Origin of the sequence: Sinorhizobium sp. BJ1 (genome assembly GCF_002531555.1) — a bacterium.
Lineage (GTDB): Bacteria > Pseudomonadota > Alphaproteobacteria > Rhizobiales > Rhizobiaceae > Sinorhizobium > Sinorhizobium fredii_B.
The window spans coordinates 13,862-33,003 of sequence record NZ_NWTH01000037.1 but is presented as its reverse complement, the minus strand read 5'-3'; the positions used below and the strand labels follow the sequence as shown (position 1 = coordinate 33,003).

General features: G+C 63.8%; 15 protein-coding genes. 10 read left to right on the top strand and 5 right to left on the bottom strand.

What is annotated here, in order from left to right; translation table 11 throughout:
* The first annotated feature begins 21 nt into the window (after positions 1-21).
* The 6 genes from CO676_RS29045 (at position 22) to repB (ending at position 7,482) form a co-directional block, all read left to right on the top strand.
* Positions 22-1,575 carry a sugar ABC transporter ATP-binding protein gene (locus CO676_RS29045; protein ID WP_179875688.1) on the top strand — a complete coding sequence of 518 codons (1,554 nt, stop codon included), beginning with the start codon at positions 22-24 and terminating at the stop codon, positions 1,573-1,575.
* Complete coding sequence (locus tag CO676_RS29040) at positions 1,572-2,552, top strand: ABC transporter permease (protein ID WP_097523637.1); 981 nt, start codon at positions 1,572-1,574, stop codon at positions 2,550-2,552. Before CO676_RS29045 ends, CO676_RS29040 begins: the two co-directional genes overlap by 4 nt.
* On the top strand, positions 2,549-3,541 hold the full coding sequence (locus CO676_RS29035; protein WP_097523636.1) for an ABC transporter permease: 993 nt from the start codon (positions 2,549-2,551) through the stop codon (positions 3,539-3,541). The genes CO676_RS29040 and CO676_RS29035 overlap by 4 nt, the downstream gene beginning before the upstream one ends.
* 112 nt (positions 3,542-3,653) lie before the next feature.
* Positions 3,654-4,931, top strand: coding sequence for an L-fuconate dehydratase (locus CO676_RS29030; RefSeq protein ID WP_097523635.1), 1,278 nt, complete (start codon positions 3,654-3,656; stop codon positions 4,929-4,931).
* A gap of 223 nt (positions 4,932-5,154) precedes the next feature.
* The gene (gene repA, locus CO676_RS29025) at positions 5,155-6,429 is read left to right on the top strand and encodes a plasmid partitioning protein RepA (protein ID WP_161623553.1); all 1,275 of its coding nucleotides are present in this window, start codon (positions 5,155-5,157) and stop codon (positions 6,427-6,429) included.
* Between the two features lie 3 nt (positions 6,430-6,432).
* Positions 6,433-7,482 carry a plasmid partitioning protein RepB gene (repB, locus tag CO676_RS29020; protein WP_014762400.1) on the top strand — a complete coding sequence of 350 codons (1,050 nt, stop codon included), beginning with the start codon at positions 6,433-6,435 and terminating at the stop codon, positions 7,480-7,482.
* A 252-nt stretch (positions 7,483-7,734) separates the two neighbouring features.
* On the opposite strand, the gene CO676_RS29015 is transcribed toward repB, so the two are convergent.
* The 3 genes from CO676_RS29015 to CO676_RS29005 form a co-directional block, all read right to left on the bottom strand.
* Positions 7,735-8,898 (bottom strand): Gfo/Idh/MocA family oxidoreductase, encoded by a 1,164-nt coding sequence (locus CO676_RS29015; protein ID WP_014762399.1) that lies wholly within the window; start codon positions 8,896-8,898, stop codon positions 7,735-7,737.
* A 271-nt stretch (positions 8,899-9,169) separates the two neighbouring features.
* Complete coding sequence (locus tag CO676_RS29010) at positions 9,170-10,093, bottom strand: TIM barrel protein (RefSeq protein WP_097523634.1); 924 nt, start codon at positions 10,091-10,093, stop codon at positions 9,170-9,172.
* Between the two features lie 34 nt (positions 10,094-10,127).
* Positions 10,128-11,042, bottom strand: a complete 915-nt coding sequence (locus CO676_RS29005) for a sugar phosphate isomerase/epimerase (RefSeq protein WP_014762397.1) — start codon at positions 11,040-11,042, stop codon at positions 10,128-10,130.
* 200 nt (positions 11,043-11,242) lie between these two features.
* Here CO676_RS29005 and CO676_RS29000 point away from each other — a divergent pair, with 200 nt between their 5' ends.
* Positions 11,243-12,244, top strand: coding sequence for a LacI family DNA-binding transcriptional regulator (locus CO676_RS29000; protein WP_097523654.1), 1,002 nt, complete (start codon positions 11,243-11,245; stop codon positions 12,242-12,244).
* A 20-nt stretch (positions 12,245-12,264) separates the two neighbouring features.
* Here CO676_RS29000 and CO676_RS28995 read toward each other — a convergent pair whose 3' ends face one another.
* A complete protein-coding gene (locus CO676_RS28995; protein ID WP_014762395.1) occupies positions 12,265-12,669 on the bottom strand; it encodes a DoxX family protein in 405 nt (134 codons plus the stop codon).
* Between the two features lie 113 nt (positions 12,670-12,782).
* On the opposite strand from CO676_RS28995, the gene CO676_RS28990 reads away from it, so the two are divergent.
* Positions 12,783-13,712: a helix-turn-helix domain-containing GNAT family N-acetyltransferase gene (locus CO676_RS28990; protein ID WP_041413994.1), complete on the top strand. Its 930-nt coding sequence runs from the start codon at positions 12,783-12,785 to the stop codon at positions 13,710-13,712.
* Between the two features lie 58 nt (positions 13,713-13,770).
* Here CO676_RS28990 and CO676_RS28985 read toward each other — a convergent pair whose 3' ends face one another.
* Entirely contained in the window at positions 13,771-14,925 is a 1,155-nt protein-coding gene (locus CO676_RS28985; protein WP_097523633.1) for an acyltransferase, read from the bottom strand.
* Positions 14,926-15,198: 273 nt separating this feature from the next.
* On the opposite strand from CO676_RS28985, the gene CO676_RS28980 reads away from it, so the two are divergent.
* The gene (locus tag CO676_RS28980) at positions 15,199-16,071 is read left to right on the top strand and encodes a ferritin-like domain-containing protein (protein WP_097523632.1); all 873 of its coding nucleotides are present in this window, start codon (positions 15,199-15,201) and stop codon (positions 16,069-16,071) included.
* A gap of 296 nt (positions 16,072-16,367) precedes the next feature.
* Positions 16,368-19,136, top strand: coding sequence for a DNA translocase FtsK (locus CO676_RS28975; RefSeq protein ID WP_179875690.1), 2,769 nt, complete (start codon positions 16,368-16,370; stop codon positions 19,134-19,136).
* Positions 19,137-19,142 lie beyond the last annotated feature (6 nt).

The window sequence follows — 19,142 nt, the reverse complement described above, 5'->3', positions numbered from 1 at the left end:
GGTCGGGAGCCGAGGCGACGGATGGCAATGGCTGAGATACAGGCGACGCCCCCGCTCCTCCGGGTCGAGGGCGTATCGAAGCGTTACGGCGGGGTTCGCGCCCTCGAAAATGCTCATCTCGACGTGGAAGCTGGCCGCATCCACGCGATCCTTGGCGAGAACGGTGCTGGCAAGTCGACGCTGATCAAGATCATGGCCGGGGTGGTGGCGCCGGACGGGGGCCGCATGCTGCTCGACGGCCGGGAGGCCGTGTTCGGCTCGCCGGCCGAAGCCTCTGCCGCGGGCATTGCCTGCGTCTTTCAGGAACTGTCGCTGATCCCGGATCTCAGCGTCGCCGACAATATCGCCCTTTCCAATCCACCGCGCCGCTTCGGCTTGATCGATCGCCGGGCCCAGCGTGCGATCGCGGAGGAGGCGCTCGCCCGGGCCGGCGCCGGGGACATACACCCGCGCGCCATGGTGAAGGACCTGCCCCTGTCGCGCCGGCAGATGGTCGAGATCGCCAAGGCGCTGGCCTCCGGGCCGCGCATCCTGATCCTCGACGAAGCGACTTCGGCGCTGACGGCCGGCGATGTCGCCAAGGTATTTGCCGTGCTGAAAGGCCTGCGTTCCGAAGGTCTGGCGCTGCTTTACATCTCGCATCGCATGCATGAGATCGCCGAACTTGCCGACACATGCACGGTGTTCCGCAACGGCCGCAACGTCGAGAGCTTCCGCGCCGGCACCCGGACCAACGGCGAAGTCGTCGAAATGATGATCGGGCGCGAATACAGCAACGTCTTCCCGCCGCGGCAGAAGCGCGGGGGGGAGCCGGGAAAGACGCCCGTGCTCGAGTGCCGCAATCTCGGCTGGGGCGATCGGCTGCGCGATGTTTCGTTCTCCGTCGGTGAGGGAGAGGTCGTCGGGCTGGGCGGGCTCGAGGGCCAGGGCCAGCGGCTCCTGCTCCTCGCGCTCTTCGGCGTGCTCAGGGGCATGAGCGGCTCGGTACTCGTCGACGGTGCGCCGGTGACGATCGGCGGCCCGTCGGCGGCGCGTAAACCGCCGTTCTCCATGGCCCTCATTCCCGAGGACCGCAAGACCGAGGGCTTGATGCTGCCGATGACGGTGCGCGAGAACCTGTCCTTTGCCGCCCTCGACCACATAGCCCGTGGCGGAGTGATCGACAGGGGCAGGGAGGAGCAACTGATCGATGACATGATGCGGCTACTAGAGATCAAGACCGCCGGGCTCGATGCAGCCGTCGGCGCCCTTTCGGGCGGCAACCAGCAGAAGGTCGTCATCGCCAAATGGCTGATGCGCAAGCCGCGGATCATTCTGCTCAACGATCCGACACGGGGCATCGACGTCGGCACCAAACAGGAGCTCTATCGGTTGTTTCGGCGGCTGGCGGAGGCGGGTGCGGCGATCGTCTTTTATTCAACCGACTATGACGAACTGATCGGCTGCTGCGACCGGGTCCTGGTTCTCTATGATGGCCGGGTCGTGCGCGAACTCGCAGGCGAAGAGATCAACGAACGGGCGCTGATCGCCAGCGCGCTCAATGTCGAGGAACGACAGGAGGGAACGGCGACATGAGCGAATGGCGCTATTGGCTGAATGAGCAGCGCGGCACGCTGACGGGCCTTGCGATCTTCCTCGTGATGTTTGCCGTCTATGTCGCCAATCATCCGGCCGGGTTCACGGCCAATGTCGTCCACACCGCCGCCAACAAGGGCGTGCTGCTCGCCTTCGTCGCCATGGCGCAGGCGCTGGTGGTGATCACCGCCGGGATCGACCTGTCGGTCGGCATGATCCTGGTGCTCACCAATTGCCTCGCCTCCTGGATCGTCATCGGCGGAGCGGTACCGACGAGCCTTGGTGTAGCAGCTGTGCTGGCAACCGGAACGTTCTGCGGCGCAATCAACGGCATGCTGGTGATCTACGGACGCTTGCAGCCGATCGTCGCGACCATCGCAACCGGCGCCGTCTATTTCGGCCTGGCGCTGTTGCTCCGGCCCTTCCCCGGCGGCTCCGTCAACGAGGATCTCGCCGACGCCCTGACCGGCCGGCTCTTCGGCGTCATTCCCTCGAGCCTTATCGCCTTGGCGGCGGTCGTCCTGGTCGTCTGGCTGCCCTTCAAGCGGTCTGTCGCCGGGAGGGCTGCCTATGCGGCGGGCTCTTCCGAGCCGGCCGCCTTCATGTCCGGCGTGCCGATCCGGCGCGGCAAGTTCGCGGCCTACCTCCTGGGCGGATTGCTTGCCGGCATGGGCGGCCTGTTCCTCACCTTCTTCACCTACACCGGCGAGGCGGCCTATGCGAGCGGCAGCGCCTATACGCTCTGGTCGATCGCCGCTGTCGTCCTCGGCGGCGTCTCGCTCTATGGCGGCCGCGGCAGCGCCATCGGGGCGATCTTCGGCGCCTTCGCGGCCCGAACCACCGGCGACATGCTGTTTGCCTTCGACGTCGATCCGCTGTGGCAGCCCCTGCTCCAGGGTATCGTGCTGATGATCGCCGTCAGCATCGGCTCGCTGGCGCTGCTGCGCGTCCGAAACCGTCTGGACTGGTTTCAATGAGCCAGACATCCGAAAGCCGCTTGTCCGTCAAGGCGCGCCTGCCGCGCTTTCTCCGCCGCGCCGATCCGGCCGTGCTCACCGCTTTCGGCTGCATTTTGCTCCTGCTTCTTCTCGGCAGCCTCTATTCGAGCAATTTCCTTTCGCCCGACTACCTGCTGCAGCAGCTCAAGGTCGCGTCCTTCCTCGGCGTCGTGGCCGCCGGCATGATGATCGTCATCCTCCTCGGGCACATCGATCTTTCGGTGCCCTGGGTCATGACGATGGGGGCTATGATGGCCTGCGCCGTTGCCGGTTTCGGCGACATGGGAGCCGCCGTCGCCATTCCGGCCGGCGTGCTTTGCGGCATGGCCTTCGGCCTCTTGAACGGCCTGGGCGTGGCCTATCTGCGCATTCCTTCGATGATCGTGACGCTGGCGTCCAATGTCGTGGCGCAGGGACTGATGGTCGTCTACACCGGCGGCTTCTCGCCGCAGGATTCAGCCCCGCATGCCGTACGGTGGCTGGCGACCGGCGCACTTGTGCCGGGCGTTCCGAACGCCATTCTCGTTTGGTTTGCGGTCAGCGCGGCGATGATCTTCCTGCTGACGCGTACAGCCTTCGGCCGGGCGGTCTACGGCATCGGCAACAGCGAGCGCGCGGCGTTCCTCTCCGGTGTCGGCACAAGGCGCGTGGTTATGATCGCCTTCGTCGTCTCGGGCGGCTTGAACGCTTTCGGCGGCGTGCTGCTTGCCGGCTATGCCTCGAAGGCGGCGCAGGCGATGGGCGACGCCTATCTGTTACCCTCCATCGCAGCCGTCGTGCTCGGCGGCACGTCCATCCTCGGCGGCCGCGGCTCCTATCTCGGCACGGTCGCCGGGGTCATCCTGATCACGCTGCTACAGTCGATTCTCTCGGTCATGCAGATGCCGGAGGCGGGCCGGCAGATCGTCTACGGCGTCGTCATCGTCGTGATGCTGTTGCTTTACGGCCGCGCGCCGCCGAGCCGCTGACGTCACTGTCGCTCGATCTCTCCGGAGGGGTCGAGGATGCATGTCGTTGCCGCCAAGTGATACCATCCGGGCTTGCCGCCCAGTTGGCGGCCGAACGCATCAGGAGCATGCCATGACCCGCATCGTCGATCTCCGCGTCTTTGATCTGCGCTTTCCGACCTCGCAAAGCCTCGACGGTTCGGACGCGATGAATCCTGATCCCGACTATTCCGCTGCCTACGTCATCCTCGACACCGACCGGCCGGGGCTTGCCGGCCACGGCCTCACCTTCACCATCGGTCGCGGCAACGACATCTGCTGCATGGCGATCAAGGCCATGCGCCACCTTGTCGTCGGCCAGGAGATCGAGACTATTCGCGCGCAGCCCGGCCGTTTCTGGCGGCACCTGACCGGCGACAGCCAGCTGCGCTGGATCGGCCCGGAGAAGGGCGCGATCCATCTCGCCACGGGAGCGATCGTCAATGCGGTGTGGGATCTGATCGCCAAGGAGGCCGGCAAGCCGGTCTGGCGTCTCATTGCCGACATGCCGGCGGAGGAGATCGCCGACATCGTCGACTACCGCTACCTGACCGACGTGCTGACGCGCGCGGAAGCGGTCGACATCCTCAAGCGCGCCGAGCCGGGCAAGGCGGAGCGCATTGCGACGCTCGAGAAGGAGGGCTATCCCTGCTACACGACGTCCGCCGGCTGGCTCGGCTACGACGACGCGAAGCTCAGGCGGCTTGCGCAGGAGGCGGTCGACCAGGGCTTCAACCATATCAAGATGAAGGTCGGGCGCGACCGCGCCGATGACTTACGCCGCCTGACGATCGCCCGCGAGGTGCTTGGTCCCGACCGCTATCTGATGATCGACGCCAACCAGGTCTGGGAGGTGGGGGAGGCGATCGAGTGGGTGAAGGCGCTGGCTGTCGCCAAGCTTTTCTTCATCGAGGAACCGACGAGCCCGGACGATGTTGCCGGCCACCGAAAGATCCGCGAGGCGATCGCCCCGGTCAAGGTCGCAACCGGCGAGATGTGCCAGAACCGCATTCTCTTCAAGCAGTTCATAGCCGAGGGCGCCATCGACATCGTGCAGGTTGACGCCTGCCGCCTGGGTGGTCTGAACGAGGTTCTTTCCGTGCTGCTGATGGCGGCAAAATACGGGCTGCCTGTCTGGCCGCATGCCGGCGGAGTGGGTCTCTGCGAATACGTGCAGCACCTGTCGATGATCGATTACGTCGCCGTTTCCGGCACCAAGGACGGCCGCGTGATTGAATATGTCGACCACCTGCACGAGCACTTCGTCGCCCCGTGCGTCATCAGGAATGCCGCCTATATGCCGCCTGAGCGGCCGGGCTTTTCGATCGAAATGAAGCCTCAATCGATCGAGACTTACACCTATCGCGCCTAGCGGCAGGGCCGCGATGGGAGAAATGGCTTGACGCGAATCAGCGGATGAATCATTCCTGTAACGGAACAGATCGCATATTCCATATTTCAGCGTAGTTCAGCGATTGCTCTGTTAGGGAATGCGGCGGGCGCATCTGTGCGGCCGGCGGGGGGGATGGCTGTTGCCATTCGCCTGCGGCTCGAGGCGCGATTTGCGCCAAGCACGAGGGGATTTGACCATGGACATGACAGGATCGGCCGTGGACGCCGCAAGCGCAATCGACAAGGCGGCGACCGCCGGCGCTGCGTCTCGAAGGTCCGCCGACGAGGCGATTGCGGCGGATGCGCGGGCGCTCTCCGAGCAGTTGAAGGCGATGCGCGACCGCCTGTTCGCGCCGACGGCGATGAAGACGCTCCGGAGCTTCACTTCCGGCGAGGCGGCCAAGCTGATCGGCGTTTCCGACGGCTATCTCAGGCAATTGTCGCTGGCGGGCGAGGGGCCGCAGCCCGACACCGGCATTGGCGGGCGGCGTTCCTATTCGCTTTCCGACATCAATGCGCTGCGCCGGCATCTCGCCGAACAGGCGCTCGCCAAGGGCAATGCCGCCAAGGCGCGCGGCTACGTGAATTGGCGCGACGGCGCCCGGGGCGAGCATCTTCAGGTCATCTCCGTCACCAATTTCAAGGGCGGCTCCGGCAAGACGACCTCTTCCGTCCATCTGGCGCAATATCTCGCTTTGACCGGCCATCGGGTGCTGGCGGTTGATCTCGATCCGCAGGCCTCGCTTTCGGCGCTGTTCGGCTATCAGCCGGAACTGGACCTGACCGGCAACGACACGCTCTACGGCGCGATCCGCTACGACGCCGAGGCACGGCCGCTCAGGGACATCATCCGCAAGACCTATTTCGACGGCCTCGATCTCGTGCCCGGCAATCTGGAACTGCAGGAGTTCGAGCACACGACGCCGCAGGCCTTGAGCGCGCGGCAGAACGGCACCGATGCGGGACCGCTGTTCTTCGCCCGCGTTCAGGCGGCCCTCGCAAGCGTCGCCGACGACTACGACATCGTCGTGATCGACTGCCCCCCGCAGCTTGGCTACCTGACGCTGTCGGCACTCTGCGCCTCGACTTCGGTCATCGTCACCGTGCATCCGCAGATGCTGGATGTCGCCTCCATGAACCAGTTCCTCTACATGACCTCGGACCTCCTGAGCGTCGTGCGCGAGGCGGGCGGCGAGCTCAATTTCGACTTCCTGCGTTACCTCGTCACCCGCTTCGAACCGAATGACGGGCCGCAGGCCCAGATCGTCGGCTTCATGCGCTCGCTCTTCGGCGACCGAGTATTGACCTCGGCCATGGTCAAGTCGACGGCGATCTCGGACGCGGGCCTCACCAAGCAGACGCTCTATGAGGTCGGCCGCGAGAACTTCACCCGCGCCACCTATGACCGGGCGATCGAGTCGCTCAACGCCGTCAATGGCGAGATCGAGGCTCTCATCCACGCGGCCTGGGGGCGCTAAGACATGGCTGGCAACAACCGGAAGAACGAATTGCGGGCACTGTTCATGGGCGGTGCTCCTGGTGCCACGCCACAAGCCCAGGAAGCGGGGCCAGCGGAGTTGACACCTGTCAACGGCCAGCCGGCCGGCGCACCGCGCGCGGCGTCAGGGGCGGTCAAGGCGATGGGCCTTTCGCTCGGCAGCATCACCCGCGAGGCCGAAGAGGCGCGCTCGCTCCGCGAAGCGCTGACCCAGGGCGAGCGCGTCGTGGCGCTCGATCCGGCGCTCGTCGAAGCTTCCTTCGTCGAGGACCGGCTGACCGACGGCGAAGTCGACGATCCGGATTTCCTGGCGCTCATCGAGAGCATCCGCGACAACGGCCAGCAATCGCCGATCCTCGTCCGCCCGCATCCGGAAAAGCCGGGGCACTACCAGACCGCCTATGGTCATCGCCGCTTGAAGGCCGTGCGCCGGCTCGAGCTTCAGGTGAAGGCGATCGTCCGGCCGCTGTCCGACGACGAATTGGTGCTGGCCCAAGGCAAGGAAAACGCCGAGCGGCGCAACCTCTCCTTCATCGAGCGGGCGCTTTTCGCCGCCGCCCTTGCCACCCGCGGCTTCGACCGCAAGGTGATCGGCGACGCGCTCGCCGTGCAGAAGAGCGAGCTGTCGCGCCTCCTTCAGGTCGCCGACAGCGTGCCGCATGAACTTGCCCGCGCCATCGGCCCGGCGCCGAAAGCCGGCCGCGAGCGCTGGATGGCGATCGGCACCTTGCTGGAAGGGGCAGAGAGGCGCGACACGGCGGAAGCGGAGATCGCCTCGCCACGCTTCCGCGCCGCCGATACCGACCAGCGCTTCCAACTCGTCTTCAATTGCCTGTCTCAGAGCGACAGGCCCGCGCCGGAAAAGCCGGAGGAACTGAAGGATGAGGCGGGGCGGGTCTTTGCGCGGTTGAAGCTTGAGGGCAAGGCCCCGAGAATCGAGTTCCTGCCCGGCACTCATCCGTCCTTCATCAAGGAGGCGGTGTCGATGCTGGCGAAATGGCACGCAAGCTTTGTGAAAAATCAGAAGTCTTAGATTGTTGCCGACGCGCGTTTTTGAGTTGCCCTCACAATACGGCGCGTCCGGAACCCCACCCAACCCCTCCCCACGGAAAGCTTCCGTGCGGCGTCCTACACACATGACAGCACCGCCGCCGATTGCGGAGACGCTGAGTTGGGGAAGCGGTGACGCCTACGAGCCCCTCTCCCTTGTGGGAGGGGCAGGGAGGGGCTATTCCAAGCCACATAAACCGGTCACAGGATGGGCGGAAATCCTCCGCCGTCCCTCCTACTCGTACTCCACCCACACGCCACCGGCATCGGCCGAGCGGACGCAGTTCTCCACCCAGCGCACACCCTCCAATCCGGCATCGACACCCGGAAAGACCAGGTCCTCAATGCCCTCTGGCGCAAGCCTGCGGTTGCCGCTGATCGCCAGGCCGAAACGGCGATAGAGGTTGGCCCAGGCTTCGAACAAGCCTTCCGGGTGACCGCCGCCGATACGGTCGTCGAGCCGGGCTTCCGGATAGAGGTAATCCATGCCGCGTTCGAGGATGCGGATGGGCTCGCCCTGGATCTCGTATGACAGCTGGTTCGGCCGCTCGTCCCACCATTCGATGCTCGCCTTCGAGCCGACGATGCGCACCTTCTGGCCGTGCATGGAGCCGGCATTGACGGCGCTCGACCAGACATTGGCGATGGCGCCGTTATCGTATTCCATCAGGGTGACCGCATTGTCCTCAAGCGGAGCGCGGCTCTTGACGAAGCTCTGGCGGACGCACATCAGCCGCTTGATCTTCAGATGCGGCAGGATGACCTCGGAAATATAGAGCGGGTGCGTGCCGACATCGCCGAGCACATAGCTCGGACCGGAGAATTTCGGATCGACCCGCCAGCGCGTCGACGGGTTCTGTTCTTCGACCGCCGCGCTGTGGAACCCGTGGGCAAATTGCAGGTTGACGATGCGGACCTCTCCGAGATCGCCGTTCTTCACCATGGCGCGCGCTTGCTCGATCATCTGGTGGCCGGCATAGCCGTAGGTGACGCCGACGATTAGGCCACGCGCTTTCGAAAGCGCCTTCAGTTCTTCGGCTTCCGCGACGGTGAAGCAGAGCGGCTTTTCGCAGACAACGTTGAGGCCATGCTCGAGCGCGGCCTTGCAGATGGCGAAATGGGTATTGTTCGGTGTGGCGATCGAGACCGCCTCAATGCCGTCGGCGTGCTTGGTCTCCTCGGCGAACATCGTCTGGTAATCCGGATAACTGCGCGCTTCATCGAGCCCCAGCTCGACGCCGAAGGTGCGGCCGCGCTCCGCGTCGATATCGAAGGCGCCGGCGACGAGCGCGAAGGTGTCGTCCCGGAGCGCTGCCGAGCGATGGATATAGCCGATCTGGCTGCCGCGTCCGCCGCCGACCATGCCCCAGCGGATCGGCCTTGTTTTCTTCACCGACATTATCCCGTTCCTGTTTGTTTTGAATTCCCACTGTTGCTTTTCTGCCGGTGCCGCGTTTCACCCCCCTCTGCCCTGCCGGGCATCTCCCCCACAAGGGGGAGATCGGCAAGGTGCGGGCTCCCTCTTCCATCTTTCCCACAGCGTTAAGTTCGGTGCAGGAGAGTGACGGCACTGGAGCTTGGCCGTTCCAGCCGGCGAAGAGATCGATGCTGGCCAATCTCCCCTCTTGTGGGAGATGCCCGGCAGGGCAGAGGGGGGTAAAACGTCGCCACTAAAATCCGACCGACCGCAGATAATCGCGGCTTTCCTTCACATCCGCGAGGCTGCCGGCGACGCTTAAAGGATCGCGCTCCTGCTCGACGGTGATGAAGCCGTGGTAGCCGATCTCCTCGAGCGCGCGCTTTACCGCCGGATAATCGATAACGCCGCGGCCGATTGGGCACATCACGCCCTGGGCACAGGCCTCGAAGAAGCGGATCTTCTCGCCGAGCACACGGCGGAAGACCGTCTCGTCGATATCCTTGAAATGCACATAGTCGAGGCGGTCGGCATATTCCTTCAGCGTCTCGACCGGATCCATGCCGGCGTAATAGGTGTGACCGGTATCGATGCAGAAGCCGGCGAGTTCCGCCGGCACGTCGCTGGCGATCCGCTCGATCTCGTCGGCGAACTCGATATAGCCGCCGGCATGCGGGTGGATGACGGCGCGCACGTCATATTTGCTGCTTGCGAGTTCGGCGATCGCCTTGATGTTGGCGACCATGCCGCGCCACTCCTCATCCGAGAGCCGCTGCGCGCGCTCGGAATGGCCGGCAGCGTAATCCCGCTCGTCATGGCCCCAGTCCATGACCGTAAGATAGGGTGTCTTGAAGCGCTCACCGGGCACTTGCTCCGGCTGCGGCAGCCGGGTGATGACGGCGCAGATCTCGTCCGTCTGGCGCAGCAGATTGGCGCGGTTCTCCGGCGAGACGAGATCGTCGAAGATCGTCCCGGCGACGATGAAGAGGTTGCGGTCGGTGAGCGCCTTGGCGACCCGCTCGGAGTCGAGCGGCATATAGCCGTAGGGGCCGAGTTCCAGACCGCCATAGCCGGCCGCCGCCGCCTCGTCGAAGACCCGCTCCCAGGCGGGCAGTTTTGGATTCTTGACGTCGTCGACGCCCCAGCAGCAGGGGGCGGTCGTGATCGTGATGCTCACGGCTTTGTTCCTTGATAATGATGGTCTGCAGTGGCTAGCCGCGCTTGGCTGGCCAGTATTTGTCCACGTATTTCTGGATCTCGGCCCGCATGAAGCGGCCGGAAGCATCGGCACGCTCCTCCCAGCCGAAGACGCAGGCCGTGACGATGCCGTCGAAGCCGACCTCGGCGAGTGAGGAGAAGAAGACATCCCAGTTGATCTCGCCCTGGTACATGTCCATGTGCTGGTGGATCGTCACCTTGGCGCCGGGCGGATTGACGATGTAGCGCAGGCCGGAAGAGGCCTTGTGGTTATAGGTGTCGGCTACATGCACATGGGCGATCAGCGGACCGGCATCGCGGATCATCTTTGACATGTCGTCGCCGAAATAGAAGGTATGCGGGGCGCAATAGAGGAACTTGACGTTTTTCGAGCCGATCGTCTTCAGCATGTCGATCGCCGGATGCAGCGTCTCGCACCAGTCTTCCGGGTGCGGCTCCATGTTGAGCGTCACGCCCTCTTTCTCGAACACCGGCACGAGCTCCTCCATCGAGCGCCACCAGGCCGCCTCGCTGTGCTCGTGCGTGTGCATGCCGCCGCAGCAGTTGGAGCGATGGCTACGGTCGGGCGACGGGCCGCGGCCGAATTCGGAATTCATCGTGTCGCAGCCCATCTCGACGGCGACCTCAATCGCTTCCTTCCAGTAGCGCACAGCCGCCTGGCGCTCGTCCTCATGCGGGCTCGCCCAGCGATACATAGGCAGGATAGATGCGAGCTTGACACCGTGGTCCTTCAGCGCCGACTTGAATTCGGCGATCCGCTCCTTGTGGGCGCGCGGCCGCACCCACCAGGGCAGGAAGTCGTCGCGCGGCGACAGTTCGATATGGTCATAGCCGAGCTCCGCCGCCTTGCGGCACAGATCATGCAAGCCGAGGTGACGATGCATATAGGGGTCGAGTGCGATCTTCATCGGTGCTCCTCCAAATCCGGCGCGCCAGAGCATCCGGATCGTCCTTCTCGGTTCCAGATCGGTCTCGATCCTTTGTTCCTCCCGAACAGTCACGAGACTAGCGCCGGGCGCCAGTTTGCCCTAAAGCTTCCTTGATCAAATTTGATCATTTGGCGTCGTCCAGAGGCCGAGTCGACGAGGCGATCTCACGAAGGACCGCGGTGACCAAGGTGACCTTGAAGGATGTGGCACTGGAGGCCGGCGTCGGCACCGCGACGGTCGAGCGCGTCGTCAACGGTCGCGGCGGGGTTCGTCCGGAAACGGTCGAAAGGGTGTTCCTAGCAGTCCGGAAGCTGGACTACCGGCATAGTATGCCGGAAACGCATCGCGGGCTAATCAGGATCGAGGTCATCCTGGTCCGGCCCGAGACGAGCTTCTACTCGCGCATGAACCAGGCCTTCGAGCGGATCGCAGCCCTGCTCGACAAAAGCATCACCGTTCACCGCACCTTCGCCCGCGAGAACGATCCGGTCGACTTCGCCCACTACATCGTCAATCCGGCGGTTCGCCGTTCTGCGCTGATCGTCGTGGCTCCCGACCATCCGGACGTCGTGAAAAGCCTGAGGACGGCCGCGAGCCACGGCACGCCGGTGGTGCAAATCATGACACGACCGGCGCCGGAACTCCCCTATGTCGGGATCGACAATTATGCTGCGGGGCGGACGGCCGCTTATTACATGTCGAGGATGCTCGTCGGCCGGTCAGGTTCCTTCGTGGCGCTCTGCCACAGCGGCGCCTACGAGAACCACAAGGAACGCATCCGCGGCTTCTCCTCCTATCTCGCCGACCGTGACGGCGATCACTGCTTCCAGCAGGTGATGTTCGACTATGACGACGACCTGAATTCGATGGAACTGCTGCGTGGGGCGCTCCGCGACGACCCGGAGATCGTCGGGCTCTACACCGCCGGCGGTGACAACCGCTCTGTCGCCGCGGTGCTGAAGGAGCATGCCTCGCGCAGGATCTTATGGGTCGGTCACGAACTTTCCGAACAGTCGCGTGGCGCTCTCCGCGACGGCGTCATGTCGATCGTCCTCGACCAGGCGCCGGAGATCCAGGCGCGGCGCTCAATCGACCTGACATTGCGGTCGCTTGGGCTGATCGACGTCGAGGTGAGCCCCGAGCCGGTGCGGTTTCTAACGATCACGCCGGAGAATTTTTGATTTCTGACGTGATTTCTGGCTCAGGCGCGACCGGCGCGTCCGTCCAGGCTGAAGGCGCCCGCGCCGAAGGCGACGATCTGCAGGAATCCGCCGGTCATCGCGAGGTTCTTCATGAAATGGATCATCTGGTTCTGGTCGGCGAAATTGGTATGGAAGCCGAGAGCCGACGCTAGGGTGAAGACCGCAAGGACGAGTGCCGCCAACCGCGCCTGATAGCCGAGGACGAGAAGGATGCCTCCGCCGAGTTCCACCACAAGGGCGACAACATAGGCTACCGAAGGCAGGGGCAGGTTGGCCGCCGCGATATAGCCGATCGTTCCGGAGGGATCGGCTAGTTTTTCGAAGCCGGACGAGAGGAAAATGGCGGCGAGAAGCAGGCGGCCGATGAGGGCTAGGCCGCTCTGAAGTGCAGGGTTGTCGCTCATGTCGGGTGCCTTTCTTGGCGGTGGTCGGAAGCAGGTTACGGCGATCGGACCACGTATTGTTGACTCCGTCAACGTGATGTATTGTTGACTCAGTCAACATGAGATGTAGCCCCATGTCAGTTCCCAATCATGATCAGGACGTTGCGGCGCTGCGCGCCTTTAATCGGCTCTACACGCGCCGCCTCGGCCTGCTGAACGCTCACCTCGACAAAAGCCCCTTCACGCTGACCGAAGCGCGCATTCTCTATGAACTCGCTCACCGAACAGACCCCACGGCCGCCGAGATCACGCGGGCGCTCGACCTCGACCGGGCGCAGCTCAGCCGGACGCTGAAGCGGTTCGCCGAGAAAGGATTGATCGAGACCTGTGAGCACCCGCTAGGCGGTCGTGGTCGGCCGCTTTCGCTGACAAGCGCCGGACGTAATGCGTTCGCCGCGCTCGAAGCGAACACGCGTGACGCAATCGGCACGCTGCTCGACACGCTGCCGCCGAGTAAGCGTTCGAGCCTGCTTTCGGCCACCAGGACTATCGGGCAGGTGTTCGAAGACAGTCCAATCTCGGGGATCGTGTTGCGCGATCTGAAGCCCGGCGACCTTGGCTGGATCATCCATCGCCAAGCGATACTCTATGCCGAGGAGTATGGCTGGACTCGTGACTATGAAGCTCTGGTCGCGCGCATCCTCGCCGATTTCGTCCAGTCATTCGACAAGACCCATGAGGCGGCTTGGATTGCCGAGATCGACGGCCGTATCGTCGGTTCGATTTTCCTGGTGCGCGGGGACAAGCCGGGAATGGGCAAGCTCCGCCTGCTTTACGTCGAGCCGGATACGCGTGGGGCGGGCGTCGGAGCGATGCTCGTCAACGCCTGCATCGAGCGTGCTCGCGCAGTCGGGTACGAGCGGCTCGTGCTGTGGACGAACAGCGTTCTTGTCGCGGCCCGCCGCCTTTACGAGCGGGCCGGTTTCAAATTGATCGACGAAACGCCGCACCACTCCTTCGGTCATGACCTTGTGGGACAGACCTGGTCTCTCGACCTCAAGTGAAAACGGCCAATCCCGTCGACTTCACCCCCGAGATCGTCGGACGGCTAGGTTCAGACGCTCATGCCCTGACCGGCTGAGGTTTCCGTCTGTTGACCAAGCGCTTGGCGAGCTTTTGACCCGGTTTCTCGACCGCGACGAATGTCATCCAGGCAGCCGTGTAAACCAAAGGCACCAGAAGGACAGTCACCGCGGCGAAGCGCGCCGGCGGTGAGATCGTGTCGCGGAACGTGCCGATGAAATAGGCGGCAATCGGCTGCAGAAAGATGAGGTGCCAGAGATAGGCCCCGAATGACAGTTCCCCGAGCCAGTGGAAGAACCTGTTGCCTAGAGATGAGGAGACGGCACGAAGGGCGACACCCAGCGCGTCGCCGACCAGGCGATGATAGAGCAGGGCGAAGAAAACGCCGACAAGCATGACCCGCATCATCATCTTCGTCGCCGTCATGTCACCGCCGATCGGCAGAAGGGCGAGCGCCATGGCGGCCCCGCCGTGGAGAACAGCCTTCGATCCATCCGCCTGAAGACCAAGCGCCAAAAGCATTCCGCAAAGGAAGATGTGCATCTTCAGGGGCAGGAACGCCGGCATTGGAAAGTGAACGCCCAAGAGGCTCGCCGCCGACACGATCACGGCGGCAAGGACGGCAGTGAACAGCGCGCCCTTCAGCCAGCCGAACTTCTTAAGCAGAAGCATGATGAAGGGGAAGGCCGCATAGAACTGCATTTCGAGCCCGATGCTCCAGTCCGGCAGGGGAGTCCTATATGCGTAGTCTGGAGAGAGACCGAAAAGAAAGCTGACATGCATCAGCCCGTTCGTCAGTCCGTTATCCAGATAACGCTGCGGTGATTGCGGCGTCCGATCGAGGAAGGCGTCGATGACCATTCGCGATTCGAACAGCCAGGCGCCGAGCATGAAGGCAACTGCCAGGAGGAGATAATAAAGCGGCGCAATCCTCAGGAAACGCCGAACCCAGAAGGTGACCCAAGTCGAGGTCAGTTCCCACGGCTCCTTGCCGGCACGTAGCTGATAGTGAAATACCATCAGGAAGCCGGACAGCATGATGAAGAGGTCGACGCCGAGATCAGGCTCCGAGAGAACCGGCAGACGCCAGCCCGTCAGCAACAGCGCATGGCCGATCATCACCCAGAGGGACGCCAGGCCGCGGAGCCCATCCAGACAATCGATTCGAGTTTTGCGGGGATCATAGTCAGCCATCAGTACACTGCGTCCTTGTGAGCAACTAAAGGTTACTGCCGCGCGCTATGTTGCGACGCACAAGGGAACACCTAGGGGGCGACTAAGGCGATACTAAGTAATCGGGCGGACGTCACGACGCGGCGGCCGTCCGGTATTCGTTGCCCGTCAAGCGATCAATTCAGCTATGTGCAACGAGCGCCGGAACTTTTCATCGTTGATGATGTTGGACACCGATTGGCCCGCCTGATCCAGGGTGCCAAAACTGACGCCGGGCGGGCTTCGGAGGAAGCCATGATCCGTATGATGCCTTCTCTTTTACTTCCGCGCCGTCGCCTGCTGCAGTTGGGCCTCGGAGCGACGCTCGCCTCGACCGCGGGCCTCGTACGTGTCTCGCGCGCGGATGAACCAACTGACCTGATGGACGAGGACATACTGCAGTTCGCGCTCAACCTCGAATATATGGAAGCCGAGTATTACCTGCGCGGCACGACCGGTAAAGGGATCGATGATGCCGATGCGGGTGCGGAGGCCGGCGCCGTAACCGGCGGCAAGCAGGTATCGTTCGAAACGCCGGCAATTGGCGAGTTCATGAGCGAAGTGGCGGAAAACGAACTTGCTCATGTGAAGTTCTACCGCAAAACGCTTGGCGCCGATGCCGTGCCTCGGCCGACCATCGACTTTGATGCGGGCTTTGCGGCCGTTGCAAAGGCGGCAGGGCTGGGCGAGACCTTCGATCCCTTCGGCAACGAGATGAACTTCGTGCTCGGCGGCATGCTGTTCGAGGATGTCGGCGTCACCGCCTATGCCGGCGCTGCGACAGTTCTGAAGAACGAGGACTATCTCGCCGCCGCCGCCGGAATTCTGGCGGTTGAGGCCTACCACATGGGAATGGCCCGTTCGACGCTTTATAGAATGGGCGAGCAAGCCTGGAAGGCGGCGAACGCGGTCTCCGATGCGCGCGACAAGATCGATGGATCGGAAGACAAGGACCAAGGCATCCAGGTGGAGGGCAAGGCGAACATCGTCCCTTCGACGCCGGATGCGATAGCCTTCACCCGCACGCCGCAAGAGGTGTTGCGCATCGTCTATCTCACCGATCAGGAGGGTGCGACCAAGGGTGGCTTTTATCCGAACGGGATGAATGGAAAACTCAATAGCACCTGAGCGGTTCGCGATGGGCCTGACCAGGCAAGGTTCGAGCCTGGGCCGGTCCCAGGCGGCCTTACCGTCGACGGCAGAATTTCCTGACCTGAAATAGAAATTGATCGGCGATCCTCTGCGGCGGAGTTTCGTGTCGAAACCCCGGGAATCCACGAGCGAGCGTCCGGGAAGCGACGCCTGTGATCCTCTGCGGCGGGCAGTGGGGGCCATTCGACGAAGTCTCTGGAAGGGAGTTGTTAACCTTCATTTCCTATTCGCTAGGGACAGCCCTTTCGATGATGAATTTCGAGTTTCAGGCCATGCGTATTCCCCGGACAAATTTCTCGACAGCAGCTTTGCATGATGCAGATGAGGCGGATGATTTTGAGCATCCGCATCCGGGAGCGCCTGGCGGCACGCACGCCCAGGCGACGCAGGTGGCCGCGCACGATCACCTGTTCGAGGCGCCGGTAGCGCCACGCCGGGCGACCAGCCATCAGGGCGACGACGGGGGATATGCGGGGCGCGCCGCGCGCCTTTACGGTCACGGATCGCCTTACGCGCCAGCCCAGGTCACCGCCTCGACCCACGATCCGCTGCCAACCCTTGCCGAGATCACCGGCCAATCGGACGGGGACGGCTGGGAGAGCCATTTCTTCCTGTCGCCGAATGTCCGCTTTACCCGCACGCCCGAGCGCGAATTCATGAAGCGCCGGGCGCCGTTGGCCGATGAAAGCGAGGCCGAGGCGGTGGCGATCGAGATTGCGGAGGAAGAGGTCGTCGCTGAAACGGCGGCCGTCGACGGGGCACCCGCTGGGCCCGAATCCGAGGCGCCGGCACACAGTCCCTCGGAACTTCTGCGGGTGCTGTTGCAGCAGCTTCCCTCTTGGCGTGCCGCGCAGGCGCGCGATACGGGCACCGCCGCGCAGGCGGCGACGGACGAGGAATCCGCGGCCGCCGCAACGCAAGAGGCGTTGGCGTCTGCGGTCAGTGAGGTGGAGGTGGCCCAGATAACCCCTGCCAACGTCGGGGCAGCACCCGACACTTCCGACATCGTCGTGCGTAACGGGGCAAATGCCCGTCTTTCCTGCCTCTCCGATCACGCTTTCTTCGAATTCATGCCGCTCGAGATGGTGGCCGTCCCTCGGATCGCCGCCGAGCCGGCGAAGCAACCGGCGAAAGTGCCGGTGCAGATGGCGCCGGCGCCGAAGCCCGCCGCTCCGTCGGTGGAAATCCGTCCGCTGCCGCCAACGGCAATCACCTCGATGTTCCGCGTGGTCGAATGCCGGCCTGCAACGGCCGTGGTCGCACCTGTTCCGTCCGCGAGCGTCGATAACGCGCCGAAAATAGATGCCGTGGCGACCGCACCCTTGCCAGCGCCTGCGCCGGCGCAGGTCGAGGCTGTCAAAGCCGAGGAGAAGGTGCCGGTCCCCGATGTCCCGGTCACCAAGGCTGCGATCACCATGCCGGCCGTCGTGCAGCGCTCCTCTTCGCCGTTTCCGCCGATCGGCACCAGCGAACGCCATCAAGTCGGCGACGCTTACGAGTTTCCGTCTAAGGAGCTGCTGCAGGAGCCGCCGCAGGGCCAAGGCTTCTTCATGACCCAGGAGCAGCTCGAGCAGAATGCCGGCCTTCTCGAAAGCGTGCTCGAGGATTTCGGCGTCAAGGGCGAGATCATCCATGTGCGCCCCGGGCCCGTCGTCACGCTCTACGAATTCGAGCCGGCACCCGGCGTCAAATCCTCGCGCGTCATTGGCCTTGCCGACGATATCGCCCGATCGATGTCGGCGCTCTCGGCCCGCGTCGCGGTGGTGCCCGGCCGCAACGTCATCGGCATCGAATTGCCGAATGCGACGCGCGAGACGGTCTATTTCCGCGAACTGATCGAATCCGACGACTTTCTGAGGACCGGCTGCAAGCTGGCGCTCTGCCTCGGCAAGACGATCGGCGGCGAGCCGGTCATCGCCGAGCTTGCCAAGATGCCGCATCTACTCGTCGCCGGCACCACCGGCTCGGGCAAGTCGGTGGCGATCAACACGATGATCCTGTCGCTGCTGTACCGGCTGAAGCCGGAGGAATGCCGGCTGATCATGGTCGACCCGAAAATGCTCGAGCTCTCCGTCTATGACGGCATTCCGCATCTTCTGACGCCCGTCGTCACCGATCCGAAGAAGGCGGTGATGGCGCTCAAATGGGCGGTGCGCGAGATGGAGGACCGCTATCGCAAGATGTCGCGGCTCGGTGTGCGCAACATCGACGGTTACAACCAGCGCGCCGCCGCCGCCCGCGAAAAGGGTGAGCCGATCCTGGCGACGGTGCAGACCGGCTTCGAGAAGGGCACCGGCGAACCGCTCTTCGAGCAGCAGGAGATGGATCTGGCGCCGATGCCCTATATCGTCGTCATCGTCGACGAGATGGCCGACCTGATGATGGTCGCTGGCAAGGAGATCGAAGGGGCGATCCAGCGGCTCGCCCAGATGGCACGCGCCGCCGGCATCCACCTGATCATGGCGACGCAGCGACCGTCGGTCGACGTCATCACCGGCACGATCAAGGCGAACTTCCCGACCCGCATCTCCTTCCAGGTGACCTCGAAGATCGACAGCCGCACCATCCTCGGCGAGCAGGGCGCCGAACAGCTCTTGGGCCAAGGCGACATGCTGCACATGGCCGGCGGCGGCCGCATCGCCCGTGTCCACGGCCCCTTTGTCTCTGACCTCGAGGTCGAGCATGTGGTGGCGCATCTGAAGACACAGGGCCGGCCCGAATACCTGGAGACCGTGACGGCGGACGAAGAGGAAGAAGAGGCGGAAGAGGATCAAGGCGCCGTCTTCGACAAGAGTGCGATTGCCGCCGAAGACGGCAACGAACTCTACGAGCAGGCGGTCAAGGTCGTGCTGCGCGACAAGAAATGCTCGACCTCCTACATCCAGCGCCGCCTCGGCATCGGCTACAACCGCGCCGCCTCGCTCGTCGAACGCATGGAGAAGGACGGCCTCGTCGGCCCGGCCAACCATGTCGGCAAGCGCGAGATCATCTATGGCAACCGCGACCAGGCAGTGAAGAGCGACGAAGGCGATATGGATTGAGCAAAG